The sequence below is a fragment of the Bradyrhizobium lablabi genome (genome assembly GCF_900141755.1).
GTDB classification, from domain to species: Bacteria; Pseudomonadota; Alphaproteobacteria; order Rhizobiales; family Xanthobacteraceae; genus Bradyrhizobium; species Bradyrhizobium lablabi_A.
Map to the genome: position 1 here is coordinate 7762530 of NZ_LT670844.1, position 15293 is coordinate 7777822.

Annotated in this window: 19 protein-coding genes; 9 read left to right on the forward strand and 10 right to left on the reverse strand. The window is 60.2% G+C overall.

Going from position 1 to position 15293, the window contains the following annotated elements; translation table 11 throughout:
* Window positions 1–279: 279 nt before the first annotated feature.
* Window positions 280–1470 carry a nucleoside triphosphate pyrophosphohydrolase family protein gene (locus tag B5526_RS36425; RefSeq protein ID WP_079544441.1) on the forward strand — a complete coding sequence of 397 codons (1191 nt, stop codon included), beginning with the start codon at window positions 280–282 and terminating at the stop codon, window positions 1468–1470.
* A complete protein-coding gene (locus B5526_RS36430) occupies window positions 1460–2188 on the forward strand; it encodes a uracil-DNA glycosylase (protein WP_197688397.1) in 729 nt (242 codons plus the stop codon). Before B5526_RS36425 ends, B5526_RS36430 begins: the two co-directional genes overlap by 11 nt.
* Here the strand turns inward: B5526_RS36430 and B5526_RS36435 are convergent.
* The 6 genes from B5526_RS36435 to B5526_RS36460 all read right to left on the reverse strand — a co-directional run bounded on the left by B5526_RS36435 (window position 2085) and on the right by B5526_RS36460 (window position 5926).
* Complete coding sequence (locus B5526_RS36435) at window positions 2085–2906, reverse strand: hypothetical protein (protein ID WP_197688398.1); 822 nt, start codon at window positions 2904–2906, stop codon at window positions 2085–2087. The two genes, B5526_RS36430 and B5526_RS36435, sit on opposite strands and share 104 nt — an antisense overlap.
* A complete protein-coding gene (locus tag B5526_RS36440) occupies window positions 2878–3564 on the reverse strand; it encodes a C1 family peptidase (protein WP_079544442.1) in 687 nt (228 codons plus the stop codon). Before B5526_RS36440 ends, B5526_RS36435 begins: the two co-directional genes overlap by 29 nt.
* Entirely contained in the window at window positions 3561–4589 is a 1029-nt protein-coding gene (locus B5526_RS36445) for an ImmA/IrrE family metallo-endopeptidase (RefSeq protein WP_079544443.1), read from the reverse strand. The genes B5526_RS36440 and B5526_RS36445 overlap by 4 nt, the downstream gene beginning before the upstream one ends.
* A 2-nt stretch (window positions 4590–4591) precedes the next feature.
* Window positions 4592–4966 (reverse strand): helix-turn-helix domain-containing protein, encoded by a 375-nt coding sequence (locus B5526_RS36450; protein WP_079544444.1) that lies wholly within the window; start codon window positions 4964–4966, stop codon window positions 4592–4594.
* Complete coding sequence (locus B5526_RS36455) at window positions 4963–5310, reverse strand: hypothetical protein (protein WP_079544445.1); 348 nt, start codon at window positions 5308–5310, stop codon at window positions 4963–4965. The genes B5526_RS36450 and B5526_RS36455 overlap by 4 nt, the downstream gene beginning before the upstream one ends.
* 352 nt (window positions 5311–5662) lie before the next feature.
* A complete protein-coding gene (locus B5526_RS36460) occupies window positions 5663–5926 on the reverse strand; it encodes a hypothetical protein (protein ID WP_079544446.1) in 264 nt (87 codons plus the stop codon).
* A 284-nt stretch (window positions 5927–6210) separates the two neighbouring features.
* On the opposite strand from B5526_RS36460, the gene coaD reads away from it, so the two are divergent.
* The 5 genes from coaD (at window position 6211) to queA (ending at window position 9598) form a co-directional block, all read left to right on the forward strand.
* Window positions 6211–6708: a pantetheine-phosphate adenylyltransferase gene (gene coaD / locus B5526_RS36465; RefSeq protein WP_079544447.1), complete on the forward strand. Its 498-nt coding sequence runs from the start codon at window positions 6211–6213 to the stop codon at window positions 6706–6708.
* Window positions 6709–6812: 104 nt separating this feature from the next.
* Window positions 6813–7376: a peptidylprolyl isomerase gene (locus tag B5526_RS36470; RefSeq protein ID WP_079544448.1), complete on the forward strand. Its 564-nt coding sequence runs from the start codon at window positions 6813–6815 to the stop codon at window positions 7374–7376.
* A 6-nt stretch (window positions 7377–7382) separates the two neighbouring features.
* Window positions 7383–7814 carry a hypothetical protein gene (locus B5526_RS36475; RefSeq protein ID WP_154071629.1) on the forward strand — a complete coding sequence of 144 codons (432 nt, stop codon included), beginning with the start codon at window positions 7383–7385 and terminating at the stop codon, window positions 7812–7814.
* Window positions 7790–8257 (forward strand): peptidylprolyl isomerase, encoded by a 468-nt coding sequence (locus B5526_RS36480; protein ID WP_079544450.1) that lies wholly within the window; start codon window positions 7790–7792, stop codon window positions 8255–8257. Before B5526_RS36475 ends, B5526_RS36480 begins: the two co-directional genes overlap by 25 nt.
* Before the next feature lie 237 nt (window positions 8258–8494).
* Window positions 8495–9598, forward strand: coding sequence for a tRNA preQ1(34) S-adenosylmethionine ribosyltransferase-isomerase QueA (gene queA / locus B5526_RS36485; protein WP_079545966.1), 1104 nt, complete (start codon window positions 8495–8497; stop codon window positions 9596–9598).
* Between the two features lie 282 nt (window positions 9599–9880).
* Here queA and B5526_RS38595 read toward each other — a convergent pair whose 3' ends face one another.
* From B5526_RS38595 to B5526_RS36495, 3 genes are all read right to left on the reverse strand, one after another.
* On the reverse strand, window positions 9881–10036 hold the full coding sequence (locus B5526_RS38595) for a hypothetical protein (protein WP_172842177.1): 156 nt from the start codon (window positions 10034–10036) through the stop codon (window positions 9881–9883).
* A gap of 394 nt (window positions 10037–10430) precedes the next feature.
* Complete coding sequence (locus tag B5526_RS36490; RefSeq protein ID WP_079545969.1) at window positions 10431–10793, reverse strand: DUF4870 family protein; 363 nt, start codon at window positions 10791–10793, stop codon at window positions 10431–10433.
* Between the two features lie 264 nt (window positions 10794–11057).
* The gene (locus B5526_RS36495) at window positions 11058–11597 is read right to left on the reverse strand and encodes a hypothetical protein (protein WP_079544451.1); all 540 of its coding nucleotides are present in this window, start codon (window positions 11595–11597) and stop codon (window positions 11058–11060) included.
* Window positions 11598–12184: 587 nt separating this feature from the next.
* Between B5526_RS36495 and B5526_RS38250 the strand changes: the two genes are divergently transcribed.
* Window positions 12185–12736 (forward strand): hypothetical protein, encoded by a 552-nt coding sequence (locus tag B5526_RS38250; protein ID WP_154071630.1) that lies wholly within the window; start codon window positions 12185–12187, stop codon window positions 12734–12736.
* Between the two features lie 101 nt (window positions 12737–12837).
* Here B5526_RS38250 and B5526_RS36510 read toward each other — a convergent pair whose 3' ends face one another.
* A complete protein-coding gene (locus B5526_RS36510) occupies window positions 12838–13863 on the reverse strand; it encodes an aspartate-semialdehyde dehydrogenase (protein WP_079544454.1) in 1026 nt (341 codons plus the stop codon).
* Between the two features lie 259 nt (window positions 13864–14122).
* On the opposite strand from B5526_RS36510, the gene tgt reads away from it, so the two are divergent.
* Window positions 14123–15256 carry a tRNA guanosine(34) transglycosylase Tgt gene (gene tgt, locus B5526_RS36515; protein ID WP_079544455.1) on the forward strand — a complete coding sequence of 378 codons (1134 nt, stop codon included), beginning with the start codon at window positions 14123–14125 and terminating at the stop codon, window positions 15254–15256.
* Window positions 15257–15293: the final 37 nt, after the last annotated feature.

Consider the following 15293-nt stretch of genomic DNA (forward strand, 5'->3'; position numbering starts at 1 on the left):
GTTTAGGACAGGCCGGCCTTGCAGGCTGCGTTGCGGCCTCGCGCGCTGTTGCAAGCGCGACAACTGGGTCAGAGGCCGAATGACTGCTTTTTGCCTGCCGCCGAAGCGGTAGCCGGATCCTAATGCTTCAGCCGCTGGGTTGAACCAACAGTTAGAAACCGCTGCCGTCGCTTTTCTTGAGTGCGGTTTTCAACGCACGTTCCGATTGTGCAGCCGAGGTTTGGGTTGTACCCTTCGCGTTTCCAGAACCGTTTGCAACGAACCAGCAGGGGTAGTCCCGTGATCAATTCGCCTGCTGGCCTGAAGCTCAGCGATTACCAAACTGAGGCGCTGAAAGCAGACAAGAGCCCAGATACTTCTTTGGCCTTTCCGTTGCTGGGGTTGTTTGGTGAGGCTGGCAGCCTGCTGAGCGTGGTGAAGAAGAAGCAGCGAGATCGGGCTGCGTATCTCGGATATGCGCCCAATGTTACCGAGGAACTTGGCGACGTTCTTTGGTATTTCGCCATCGTCGCCTCTCGCGGCGGCATCGCCCTCTCAGACATCGCCAACAACCTCAATCGGGGATTCTCCGATTGGCAGGACGGCGGCGGTCAAGAATTACTCTTCCGAGCCCTGCAATCGTCGTCGTCGTCGTCGTCCGTCATTCGTGACCAGCCGACGCCGGAGTTTGAGAATACCCTTCTGGAACTTGCGGGCGAGATCGGTGCGATCGTGTCCGACCAGCAAACCGGCAGGCTGAACGGCAACCAGGCCGCGCTTAAGGGCAGACTGGTTGCGATCATGCGCGCCCTTGTGAAGGCCGCAGACGAAGCCGGGGTTACACTGGAAGCCGCCGCGGAAGGCAATTTGAGGAAGATATTCGACCGCTGGCCGACCAATCCCAAATACCCGGACCCTTTCGACAAAGACGCGCTCAAGAACGAGCAGCTTCCGCGTGAGTTCACGATTGATATCTTCGAGCGCGAAGTACGCGGGCAGGTATATGTCTTCCAACAATGCAACGGGATCAACATCGGCGACCGTCTGACCGACAATGCCATCGAGCCTGACGACTACCGCTTCCACGATGCATTTCACTATGCCTATGGCGCCGTGCTAACGTGGTCGCCAGTCATGAGGGCGCTTCTCCGGCTGAAGCGGAAAAGCGATCCGTTGATAGACGAAGCCGAGGATGGCGCCCGCGCCCTTTTGATCGAGGAAGGAATCGCGTCATGGATTTTCGGCCAGGCGAAGCGACTCGATTTTTTCGCAGGGATGAAGTCCGGCGATTTGTCATTCGATATTCTCAAAACTGTTAGGCAATTTGTCGCTGGCTATGAACCCGAGCGTTGCCCACTATGGGTCTGGGAAAAAGCGATTCTCCAAGGGTTCGATGCTTTTCGGTTCCTGAAGGAGAACCGCCGCGCCCGCCTTCGCATCGACTTGGAGCAAAGGCAACTCATCGTCGGAGAATTGCCGCATGACACCTAGCGCTTTTGTCACAGCACTCGCAGATGTGCGCTTGCCCTCGGTGTTTAATCCATACTCGGATTGCTGTGCCATCCATGACCGTGCTGATGCCGCCAAAACGCGCAGGAAAAATCTTGAGGTGTTCCTTCAGGGCGCCTTGAGCAGCAAGGTCGAGACAATTTGGGTCGCGCGAGACCTTGGTTATCGCGGGGGCCGCCGCACCGGCGTCCCGCTCACGGACGAAGTTCACCTGGACGGTGTTGGGCGTCTTTTTGGAGGCATCGAGCTTAAGAGGGCGACGCGAGGGCCTGTAATGGCGGAAAGAACTGCGGCAGTTGTTTGGAGAGTGCTATCGCGCATTCACAAGCCAGTCGTGTTGTGGAATGTCTTCCCGTTCCATCCCCATGAGCCAAACGATCACCTATCAAACCGCTGCCACACCTCGGCCGAGCGCCTTATTGCGCTACCGCTATTTGAAACCTTGATTGAAATGTTTCAACCGCGGCGGCTGGTTGCGATTGGGCGAGATGCGCAACTCGCCTTGAAAGATATTAAAATCCCCGTCACCACCGTGCGGCATCCAAGCTACGGCGGACAGAATGAGTTTATCGCCGGCCTCTACGACCTTTATGGCGTCAACGAGCAGCCGGCCCCCGAACTTGATCTCCGCGACAAGGCGAAGGTCCTGCCGCGGTCTTCGCCAACGCGGCGGGCTGAGCGCACTGTTCCAGCAGGTTGACAATCTCCTGTCGTGACGCGCTGGGTTGATCGATGGTTGCGTGCGTCGAAAGCACGGTCAGCGCCCCAACCGATGTTCCCGTTTCAGCGGCGACAAAGGCCATCAGACGGCCAAGGCCGATCAGGTTCCCGAGCAGTTTTTCAACGTAGTAGTGATTGCGATACTGCGCCGTCAGCAGAAGGGTTTTGGGCGTCCCCGGAACAAGGTGAAAGCTGAGAAAGCTCAAGCACTGGCCTCCGTACGGCGACCCGGTTACATCTCGCTCGGGATCGAACAGCGACAGCTCGTGCTTGTTGAGAGACGTGTTCGACTTGTCCTGGATGCGGCCGACCATTCGGGAAAGCTGGTCCAGCGTTCCACCGCCCACCTGCGGCATGCTGGTCATGCGCTCGAAATAATACCCCGACCAGCGGCCATTTTTCCGGACCTTCGGAAGCACGCGCTTGTGAAAAACCTCGATGAACTTGTCCGAACCATGCCGCTGGTACAGCGCTTGCGGAAAGATGGTGTTAGCGATGCATTCCACCGATTTTTCGCGCTCTTCCAGAAAGTCGTTCACGCACGAAACGATGGGGTTAGCCAGGTTTGCGCCTGTGACGGGGTCCGCAACGTCAATCAGGACGTTATGGGCTTCATGGCCGGTTTGGCCATCGACCAGCTTGAAGGCTTCAAGCCACGCAGTGGCGCAGTCAGGCTGCGACGGAATTGCCAGGTGCACTGAGATCCTCCTTCAGGATTGCCAATCTAAACACGCGCGGCTTCAAGAAATTCTCCGTCAGCCACCCGTAGCCACCGAGCCCCCACCCATCGCCCCAGCTATTGCGGACCAACACGGCACGTTGCCCGCCAACTTCACCGTGGCCGACGGCGATCACGGCGTGCCTGCGAAGATATTCAGGCTGCTCATTCTGTCCGGGATCGACGATGCCATCGGCCTTTACCCAATCGAACGAGCGCGACAAGCGCATCAGCGCGAGAACGGGCCTGTTTTGATCAAGTTCGGCGATAATCGCATCAACCGTGTCTTTTCCGGCCTCACCGGCACGCTTGAATAGCGGCGTAACGCCGGCGGGCGGCTCCCATTGGGTCAAATCGGCGGGAAGTTGCGCAAGGTACTCCCAACCCGTTTCGTGCGGCTGTCCGTCATCGCGCAGTGCTTCGAGCATCGACGGCAGGGTCGCTCCTTCCGTCGGCTTGCGCTTCGAGCGTTGTTGCGCACGGAAGAAAATGTACTCGCAAGACAACGGGGACCACGCCCCGCGTAGCGCCGCATGTATGTCGCTCATGGCAAACGCCAGGCACGTGGGGCGCTGTCCCTGATCTCGCACCGGGCCGAACAGCCGGCGGAGGTCTATCTTGATCGTTGTAGAGGTCATGCTGCTTCGAGGAGTCGGCGGCGTTCAGCCCGCGAGAAGCCTTGTTCTTCAGGCCCTGTGAGGTCGTAGTTCAACGTCACTCGCGAAATGGGTGAACCTGGTTGCCAAGGGCGAGCTTCATTGAGCGACAACTGGCCACGCTGACCTTCTTCAAGTTCAAGTCCAGCGGTGACGTGGCGAACGACCGGGCCGCCAACGCCTTCATGATCCGTCGACTCCCGATCGTCGTGAATGATCACGAAGCCGCTCTCACGTAGTTGATCCATATTCCAAAGATATCCGCCGCCGCTGTGTTCATTGAGGCGCAAGACGAAGTGGTCGTTGCGGCTGCCGTCGATGCGTGTATCGGCATCGCGTTCTGTGAGAAGCCAAACGTCCCCGCGGTAGTCGCTCGGACGGTGACCTTCGAGCAAATCGATTTTCAATTGCCGCGGCGGCGATTGGCGCAACGCACGTCCAGCTTCCCCGGCAATCAAGTTGTACCGTTGAAGCGTCCACGTCGTGGCCTCGTAGCTCGCCCCGAGGCGCAACGAAAGCTGATACACAACATGAGGCTTCCGCAGGTCCGAGGCCAGCCAGCCTTGCCGGAGGCAATGCCAACCGATAAGCCAGCGCGGCATGAGGAAGCCCACGGCAAAGGCGTCAGCCTCGACCTCCTGCATGTCGGGATCGGCCGCCGTCGGCGTGGCGGTCATGGTCATGCGACGCAGGATGTTGTTTTCATCATCCAGACTGGGACGATGCCTGAGCCGGAAATGCCCGAGTTCATGCGCGGCCGTGAAGCGCTGGATGCTGAGCGGACGTTCGGTGGTGACGAGAATGCCGGGTATCGGGTCGGGAAGGTATGCGCCAAGAAGCCCATCTAGAGGACGCAGTAGCAGGGGTAGGTGGACGCCAAGCACAGCATCGAACACATCGATGCCGCCGCCTTGCTGCTGCATCTTGGCCTGGGTACCGAACTCGACGTGCAGTCTGGCCGCCGCCATCGCCCCGTTTCGCACTGCCCCTGCGTAGTCGGTAGCCATGACTACTCCTGGCCGGCCTGTGAGCGGGCGCGGAGATATTCAACGAACCGCCCGAGCTCTGCCTGGTCTTGATCGGACAATGCGGCTGCCTGCCGTGCGAGGTGCGCGACGCTGGGGGGAAGGGCGGCTGCCGCGGCATCTTCTCCCGTGAAATAGCTCACCGGCTGCTTGTATAGCTTTGCGAGGCGCGTCAGTTCCATCGCTTCGACACGGCGCTGACCGCTTTCGATATCGACCAGCGCCGTACGCGGGATCTTCAGGTAGGTAGCCACGTCCTCTTGCTTGAGGCCCAGATACTTGCGAGCCTCCCGAAGCCTTTCGCCAAGTCGCTGACGTTCGCCTTCTTCGTTGAAGGTTGAGGCGGATTGATCGGTCATTTTTTGCCTCCTTTACTTCCGTTCTTTTCCCACGCCTTCTCGATGCGAGGCATGAGGTGGTCCATCGCTTGATTCACGGAGTTGTAACCGCCGGCTCGAACGAGGTGGTCCTTCAACTCAAAACCGACGATTGGCTCGATGTCGCACAACAGGGAGACGACATCGAGCGAGTCGAGGCGGACCGATGCGGCAGCCTGGCCCGCGACATCGGCCGGCAGATTGATGCCCTTCATCATTGCGTCGGAATTCGCCGATGCCAGCAGGGCGTCGCGCAGCTTTGCTTCGACCGCTGCTTTCGGAAACGCGGTGGTAGTTCCGGGTTTTGTAATCGTATCGACCGGCATCACGCCCTCTCTGTGTTAATCAGCGACGTGAAAAGAGTATAATGTGTCTTTTTCAGACATTCAACAGTTAAGATTCTCGTATTTCGCGGTTTAATGTGTTGCTACCCGCCCTGATAGTGACCTGCGGCCAGAGAAGGGACCCCTAACGATGCGATTCAAACTGGCCACCGATACGGCAGCCCTCGCGGCATACCTGCCCATTCATGATCTTCATCGAAACCGGATTGTCGTTGCCGTCCGCTCCCACGGTTCGCCGCCGCCGGAATCGATGAGGTCCCCGGGGGGCATCCCGGGGACCTCTAACCAGAGCAATCTGGAAGCAATTGAAGGTTAAATCGGTAGGATCGGCGCTCTACGGCGTGCGGTCGGCGGTAACCAGCCGGGCTTCCCGGATCATGGTCTTGGTCTTGGAGCCGGCGACGCGCAGGCAGGAAGCCTCGAAGTTCGGCCAGGCCTTCTGCGAGCAGTTCGGGCCCATGGTGTTGATGTCGAGCCGGTCGGCCTTGGCGAGGGCCTGCGGCGTGGAGGCTTCGACCTGGGGGGCAAAGCCGGGAAGAACGGTCAACGCGGCAGCGACAAGCGCAGCAATAGCGATAGCTGAAAAAGCCTTGATCATGGCGGTCCCCTGTCTTTGGGCCTTGGCGGCCCCGTCGTTTCGTTGGTTAACTGATACAAAGCGACCGTTTCCGGATGTCTTCGCGGGGTCAGAAAACGGTTTCATGCCCCTGGAGTTTTGTTTCGTCGCTGCGGTGGGACGAAACATGGCCCGGTTGCCAAGAAGACGCTGGGAACCGCGAACGGGTTCGGAGGCTTGCGAAATAATAAAAATCGAGCTTTCGCGGGCCCCACCGGGAACCGGCCCGGCTTGCCCGGCCGCCCGGGGCGGGGTAGACGGGGCTTATGCCCCGTATCGCGCTTTATCCCGGCTCCTTCGACCCCGTCACCAATGGCCATTTGGACGTGGTCCGGCACGCCGTCGTGCTGTGTGACCGGCTGATTGTCGCCGTCGGCCTGAACTCGACCAAGCAGCCGCTGTTTTCGACCGACGAGCGCCTGGACATGGTCAAGGCCGTGTTTGCGCCGGTCGCCGCCAAAGCCGGCTGCGCCTTCGATTGCACGACCTATGACAATCTCACCGTTGCTGCGGCGCAAAAACACGGCGCGACCATCATGATCCGCGGTTTGCGCGACGGCACCGACCTTGATTTCGAAATGCAGATCGCCGGCATGAACGAGACCATGGCGCCTGACGTGCATACGGTGTTCGTTCCGGCATCGCCCGCCGTCCGCCCGATCACCGCCACACTGGTGCGCCAAATCGCCGGCATGGGTGGCGACGTATCGCCGTTCGTGCCGCCTTTGGTCGCGGCCGGCCTTAAGACCAAATTCGGCGGCTAACTAAAGACTTCAGCGCGTCTTCCGCGAAAGCTAGAACCCGTCTTGCGACAGGACTACGCGCCGACCCAAAGACCCTCATCTTTCTCACCTGATCCGGAGTTTTCATGATCCGAGCTCTCGCCTTTATCGTCGCGCTGATTTGCGCGGCCCCCGCGCTTGCGCAGCCGCTGCCCGCAGGTCTCGACAAGCAGAACGCGATCGTCATCGATACGACCAAGGGGCGGATCGTCATCAAGCTGCGGACCGACATCGCGCCCCAGCATGCCGAGCGCATCAAGCAACTGGCGCGCGAGGGCTTTTACAACAACGTGCCGTTCCACCGCGTCATGGACGGCTTCATGGCGCAGACCGGCGACGGCAAGAATTTCGACGGAACGGGCGGATCGAAATACCCGAACCTGAAGCAGGAATTCTCCAATGTTCATTTCAAGCGCGGCATTGTCGGCATGGCGCGGCGCGGCGACAGCGTCGATTCCGCCAATTCGCAGTTCTTCATCATGTTCGCCGATGGCGCGAGCCTCGATGGCCAATACACCGTGATCGGCGAAGTGGTGTCGGGAATGGACGTGGTCGACAAATTGAAGAAGGCGCCTCCGGGCTCTGCCGGCGGCGCCGTGACCGATCCGGACAAGATGGTGAAGGTACAAGTCGCCTCCGACATCAAGTGAGGGGCTGTGATGCGGCGGCGCAATCAATTGCTCTGGATGGCCTCGGCGCTGCTGCTGCCGGCCTCCGCCTGCGCGCAGGGGGCGCCGGCGCAGGTCAATACCATCCAGGATGTGTTCACCAAACTGGGGACCTGCTGGAAACCGCCGCCGCCGTCCCGCGCCAACCCCGATATCGACATCACGGTGATCGTCAGTTTCAAGCGCAGCGGAGAGATTCTCGGCCATCCGAAGATCACCTATGAATCGGAAAAGGCGACCGATAACGACCGGGTAGAATACCGGATCGCCGTGATGGAGGCGTTGCAACGCTGCACGCCGATGCCATTTACCGAGAGTATGGCCGGCGCGGTTGCCGGCCGGCCATTCGCGGTGCGATTTTACAATCACAAACCCCAACCCGCGGAGAAGAAAGCATGGCTGACACCGAAAATACTTTGATCCTCGAAACCACGCAGGGTCCGGTCACGATCGAGATGCGGCCCGATCTTGCCCCCGGTCACGTCGCGCGGATCAAGGAACTGGTGCGCGAAGGATTTTACGACGGCATCGTGTTCCACCGCGTGATCGACGGCTTCATGGCGCAGACCGGCTGCCCGCAGGGCACCGGAACCGGCGGCTCCGGAAAAAAACTCAAGGCCGAATTCAACAACGAACCGCATGTGCGCGGCACCACCTCGATGGCGCGCGCGGCCAGCCCGGATTCCGGCGACAGCCAGTTCTTCATCTGCTTCGACGACGCCTCCTTCCTCAACAAGCAGTACACGGTCTGGGGCAAGGTGGTTTCGGGCATGGAGAACGTCGACAAGATCAAGCGCGGCGAGCCGGTGAAAGACCCGGACAAGATCGTCAAGGCGCGGATGGCGCTGGACGACGCGGCGTGAATGGTCATGCCCGGCAATCACGGGCCGAGACGCACTGCGCACCTTACACACAACCGTCATCGCCCGGCATAGCCGTCCGAAGGACGGCGTCGCTTCCGCTCGCCTATGACCGGGCGATCCAGTATTCCAGAGCAATTGCGATAGAGCCGTGAAGCCGCGGCGTACTGGATCCCCGCTTTCGCGGGGATGACGAGTATTGATGCGGAGCCGGTCAAGCCCGGCAATGACAGTGTTATCATGCGCACCGACCTCTTCGACTTCGAGCTTCCTGCCTCAAGCATCGCGCTGCGCCCGGCGAGCCCGCGCGATTCCGCGCAGATGCTGACCGTGCAGCCGGACGGCGCCTTGGCCGACCGCGTCGTCGCCGATCTGCCGCTGATGCTTCGGCCCGGGGACCAGCTCGTCGTCAACGACACCAAGGTGATCGCGGCCCAGCTCAAAGGCCGCCGTATTGGGCGTGAAACCGAGCCGAAGATCGACGCAACATTGATAAAACGCCTCGACGGCTCCCGCTGGCAAGCACTGGCAAAACCGGCGAAAAAACTGTCGCCAGGCGATGTGATCCGCTTCGGCAATGAGGGCAAGGTGTGCCTGCTCGGCCATCTCGATGCGCAAGTCGAGCACAAGGGTGACGACGGCGAAGTCACGCTGTCGTTTTCATTTCACGGGCCGACGCTCGATTCTGCCATTGCCGATCTCGGCAGCCCGCCGCTGCCGCCTTACATCGCCTCCAAGCGTGCGCCCGATGAGCGCGATGAAGCGGACTACCAGACTATGTTCGCGGCCAATGAGGGCGCGGTCGCAGCACCTACCGCCGGATTGCATTTTACGGAGGCGCTGGAGGCGGCGTTGCGCGCGCGCGGGATCGGCATTCACCGGATCACGCTGCATGTCGGCGCAGGGACCTTCCTGCCGGTCAAGGCGGAGGATACGGCCGGGCACAAGATGCATTCCGAATGGGGCACGATCTCCCGCGAGACGGCCGATGCGCTGAATGCGGCCCGCGCCGCCGGCGGCCGCATCGTCGCCGTCGGCACCACCTCGCTGCGGCTGTTGGAGAGCGCCGCCGCCGAGGACGGCACCATCGGACCGTTTGCGGATGAAACCGCGATCTTCATCACGCCGGGCTACCGCTTTCGCGCGGTCGATATTTTGATGACCAATTTTCACCTGCCGCGTTCGACGCTGTTCATGCTGGTGTCGGCGTTTTCGGGGCTCGACACCATGAAACGCGCGTACGCCCACGCGATCGCTGGTGGATACCGGTTCTATTCCTATGGCGACGCCTGCCTGCTGTTTCGTGCACCTGACAAGCTAGGGCGCGAACTCATTCCAGCGTAGCCAAATTCGGATTGACATGCGGACGGACATTGAAGAGGTCAGCTTATCGGGCAAGACCGGAAGTGACCGGCGCGCTGTCAAAGCGACGCGATTGACCCGCAACGGACAGGTTGGGGATGGGCAGAGCACCGCTGCTCTGTCCACCTACTTCAGACATTAACTTGTTCCGCAATTTGGTCTGCCGCACCAAAGTCCGCTTCGTGCCCATAAGCGGCCGTTTCGGCGATATCGCCAGTCCCGCAAATACGAAGAGTCCAAGCTGTGAGGCGTAAACTGCTAAAATCAATCGCGTTCGAAGATCTTGGCGCCAGGGTAGACGCGCCGGGCGTACGCCACGACCAACTCCCGGTCCTGAGTCTCCAGGAACGGAGTTCGGATCTGACACGACCCGACGATGAGGTGCCACAGGCCATTAAGCCTCTGAATGATGATGTTCATTTGAGTGTTCCTCGAAGAACCTGCCGCTGTGGAACGACGATTGCTATCGTTAGTCGCGCTTCCGGAGAGAGAGAAGTTGTGAGCTGCTTGTGTGTCCGTTTGGAGTTGCCACGAGTATAAAACCTCTCGCCGTCGCTCAATTGTACGAGCGTAAGCACAGGGCATGAGAAGGGATGAAAGAGGTATACATAGGTATGCTGATGTCCGTCCCGGAGGTGCAGCGGAAGTGCGTTGCCGGAGGCCGGACGACCGCTCATGGCCCTGACCAGAATAACGCTGAGCCCGTCGAACACGTCGGCTCCCGAGAGCAAATCGGACCTGGATTGAGTCAACCGGGAACAGCCGCTCGTTATCGGGCTGTTAACGCGACGCTTCCGCGAATGCCCCTTGTCATTTACCCGAACAGCCAGGACCTGGGATTGGCGATCGGCTTGTACTCGTTGACCGATATGATGCCCTTGATGATGCGGATCAGCGACCACAGGAGCCACCAAGCAAGAACCGGGATGCCGATGAGCACCATGCACAGCGGAATGCCGATCGCGAGGTACAGCAATCCGATCCAGAAGGTCCTGATCTGGAACTGGTAATGCGACCGCAGCACCGGGTCGGTATCGTGGACCTTCACGTGCGCGATGATGACGCCAATCAGCGCCGAAATCCCGGTGAAATAGCCCACGCAGTAAAGCACGTAGACAATGACAGCGAGAGCATTGTCCGAGACGATGGGTCGCGGGGTTTCGGAAGTAAGTGTCATGGCCGCCTCCGTTGCGACGAGGATCGTCGGGCTCTGCGAACGCCCGTTGGTCGCTCCTGCCATATCCCCGGTTCAAGAAGTCGTCGCGCAAAGAAGGATCATACGCCTTTTCCGAAAACTCCCTTTCTCCACGGGCATAATCGACGGCAAGCCTTGAGCCGGGCGCGAGCGCCCGGCCCAAAGTGTACGCGAAGTCATCAAGACCGCATCGAAGATGGCCCGCTTTGAGGGGGCGGCCCCCTTGGCGGGGCGTTGCACATGGCGTTACCAGCTAGCGCCCAGACCGCAGCCCTCGAACGGCTTTCGCCAGTTCGCCGCATCGATCGGCGGCAGCTGGTAGCTGTCTTTTCCGGCCGATATTGTCAGGGGCTCGCCCGACCCGAGCAGCGCATAGAGCCGCGCTCTGAGCGCAAGCCATTTTTTCCCGTACACTTGCGGATCCCGTTTGGCGTAGCCGAGATAGGTCTGCGAGAATTCGGTGGCGAAGTTCATCGGTACTGGCTCCTCGACCTCGATCGGTTCTACGAATTCGCCGTCAAATGTCATCTTGCTTTTCGCGTTCGCGATCGTGACGCGCGCCTTGCCTTCTTTCTTCGCGATTCCGGGATATTTGAGTTGCAGCACGAAGAAGCGGCCGCATCCGAGATAGAATGTCACCTTGTCCGCTTCCGAATAGGTCAGTACGTGGCCGTCATTGGGCATGACCTGATATTTCCAGCCGTCCGCGGCGAAGGCCGACCAAAGCCCGAGCCAGCCGATGGCGATCACGGCCGAGAGGAGATTTATGGGTGAACTGTATTTCATGCGGCCTAACCTTCATAGGCCCCGAAGGTGCAATCGATCACCATGTGAAGGTGCAACTGATCACCGTTGGAAAACCAGTCTTACAATGATGGTAATCCAAGCCCCGTGCGAGTGCGAACGCCATCGCGAGCACAACGACCGTGGCGAAAACCAAACTGCCGACGAGCAAAACACCTTGAGTTCGACGATTCACCGCCGGATTCCCATCTCTATGCCTGCGCGGCTGACTATGCACCTTTAGAGCCCTGGGCTCAGGTGCTCATCATAAGCTTAGTAACATTGGTCCTGTAATAGCGTGTCCTCACAAAACATGGGTGCAGCGGAACCTGGTTTCGGGAGGTGCGGCTTAAAAGCGTTGGCGTTGGTTGTTGCCATGGCGCTCATCGCAACGAGAGTGACGAGAGTGGCGGCAGACAATCTTGATTTCATTGGACTCTCCATTCCCTGGTTGGCGAAACGAGAATGGCTCGCTTTGGAGTTCGACGACGCCAGAGCGAAACCGGTTCGAGAGAGCCGTTGAAAATTAGTTCAGACCCGCTAGCACCCGCCATCGTGAACCGAACGGGGCCCCCAACGGACAAATACCCATGAATTGCAAAGCCGCCCTGCTGCTTTTTTCCTGCTCATTCATTTTCGGTTCATTGATTGCCGACAGCGGTGCGGCCAGTTCCGACGTAGAGGATGCGGTACTTTCGCTCAAGGCAGCTTTTGCAAAGCCAATTCCGCCCGAGGTATTTGGAAAGGGTGATCGCACTACCCGCCGTTCCACTGTCTTGAGTTTTATGGGTGATTCAAGGAATTTTGCCTATTCCGCGAAATCCACGTCCAGGACGTATTCGAAGGCGACCGGTTCGGAAACGACTTCACCCGTTGTCATCGTGAGAACCTCACAAGCCCTGTTTTCGGATTTGAAAGCGGTATCAAGAGAAAAATCGGAGTTTATGGGCAAGGCTGTAGGCCTTGACACGCTGACGATCCTTTGCAGTCCGGACAACGAGTGTTTCAAGAGCACAGGACCGGACGTCGTGATGGGTAGCGGTGGGCTCCACGGCGCTCAGCCAATCCAGTTCGCTGATCCGGAAGCTGCGGCGGAAGCGAAGCGTGCTATCGAAATATTGATTCAAGCCAATCGCAGGTAGTCACAGGGCCGTGGATTCCATGGGGTTCGAGTGTGCCCAAACCTACCGGAAGGGGCACGTTCACCCGCCCCATGGAATCTACAATCCGGGAAATCCCAGACTCACGCCATTGCGCGCTGCGGCAGTAGTTCCGCGATCTGGATGGCGTTCAGCGCGGCGCCCTTCAGGAGCTGGTCGGCGGAGACGAACATCGCGATCGAATGGCCGCTGGGATCGCTGAGGTCCTTGCGGATGCGGCCGACCAGAACGTCGTCCTGGCCTGACGCATCGATCGGCATCGGGAAGTAGTTCCTGACCCGATCGTCCACGAGTCTGACGCCTGGCGCATTGGTCAGGATCGCGCGCACCTCGCCTTCCGAAATCGGCCTCTCGCATTCGAAGGTGATTGCCGCGCAATGCACGCGCAACACCGGCACGCGCACGCAGGTCACGCCGACCGCAATCCTGTCATCTTCGAAGATCTTCCGGGTCTCCTGGATGACCTTGGTTTCCTCCTCGTTATAGCCAGTCGTCGGATCGATCGGGGTATTGTGGCTGAACAGGTTGAAGGCGTAAGGGTGCGGCATCACGTTGGGCGGATAGGCCTGCCCGTTGAGGCTGGCGCGGGTCGATTCAATGAGTTCTTGCATCGCCGCCGCGCCGGCACCGCTGGCTGACTGATAGGTCGACAGGATCACGCGCTTGATGCGGTTACGCCTGTGGATCGGCCATAACGCCATCAGGGCGGTAATCGCGGTGCAATTCGGAACGGCAATGATGCCCTTGTGCTCGGCGATGCGGCCAGCGTTGATCTCCGGGATCACCAGCGGCACGTTCGGATCCATGCGGAAGGCCGACGAATTGTCGACGACGACGGCGCCGGCCTTTACCGCGATGGGAGAAAATCTCCTCGAAACGCCGCCGCCCGCCGAGAACAGCGCGATATCGACACCTTCGAATGAATTCTCGGAGAGCTCTTCGATCAGGACTTTCCGCCCGCGAAAATCCAGCGTCTTGCCCGCCGAACGCGCACTCGCCAGCGCTTTGAGCTTGCCGACCGGAAACGCGCGCTTGTCCATGGTGGCGATGAATTCGGCACCGACCGCGCCGGTCACGCCGGCTATGGCAACAACGGGATCGTTCTTCACTTCTGCTCTCCATCAGGCAATAAAAAAAGCCCCGGACCTTTTCAGGCGGGGCTTCGGTTCAGATGATGCGATCGTCCGGCTACGCGCGCACGCCTCCCGAGGCCCCAGCGGGCTCCGCGGTTTTGGTGGTGCGTTTGGTGGTCGTGATCATGGGCCGGAGCTTATGGGGGAGAGTTTGGTCGACGTCAACGGCTTTTGGATAAGAAATCGGCGTCAACAAGGTTGAACTGGGCACCGTTGTTACGCGATAAGCTGACGCATGAGCCTTCCCAATCACTTCGATCTCATCGCGACCGACGGCACCGCGCGGACCGGAAAGCTGACGACGCCGCATGGCGAGGTGCGGACGCCCGCCTTCATGCCGGTTGGCACGGCTGGCGCCATGAAGGGCGTGCATTGGCGCGAGGTGCGCGATGCCGGCGCCGATATCGTGCTCGGCAATACCTATCATTTGATGCTGCGGCCGGGCGCCGAGCGCATCGCCGAACTCGGCGGCTTGCAGAATTTTACCGGCTGGCGGGGCCCGATGCTGACCGATTCCGGCGGCTTCCAGGTGATGTCGCTGGCGCAGTTGCGCAAGCTAAGCGAGCGCGCGGTGACGTTCCGCTCGCATATCGACGGCATGAAGGTCGAGCTGTCGCCCGAACGCTCGATCGAGGTGCAGCGGCTCCTCGGCTCCGACATCGCCATGCAGCTCGACGAGTGTGTAAGGTTACCGTCGGAGCGGGCCGATATCGAACGCGCGATGCAGCTGTCATCGCGGTGGGGGGAGCGCTCAAGGCGCGCATTCGAGAGCGCACCTGCCGGATACATGCTGTTCGGCATCGCGCAGGGCGGCGACGTGCCTGAACTGCGCCAGACCAGCGCGCGGGGCCTGGTCGAGATCGGCTTTCACGGCTACGCCATCGGCGGGCTCGCGGTCGGCGAGCCGCAAGCGGTGATGCTCGCGATGATCGAAGAGGTCGCCCCGATCCTTCCCAAGGACCGCCCGCGCTATCTGATGGGCGTCGGCACGCCCGAGGATATTCTGGAGGCGGTCGCGCGCGGTATCGACATGTTCGACTGCGTGATGCCGACGCGCAACGGACGGCACGGCGTGGCGTTCACCCGTTTCGGCCAGATCAACCTGCGCAACGCCCGCCACGCCGACGATCCCCGGCCGCTGGATGAGGAAAGCCCGTGGCCGGCCACGCGCTCTTGCGCGCGGGCCTATCTGCACCATCTCGTGAAATCGGGCGAGACGCTGGGGGCGATGCTGCTGTCGGAAATCAATATCGCCTATTACCAGCGCCTGATGCAGGACATCCGCGACGCCGTCTCGAACGGCACGTTCGAGAGCTTTCGCGAACGCACGCGCGCGGAATGGGCGAGGGGCGATATCGCCCCGCGCTGACCGCACGACGATCCCGATCGATGCGGACGAAACCCTC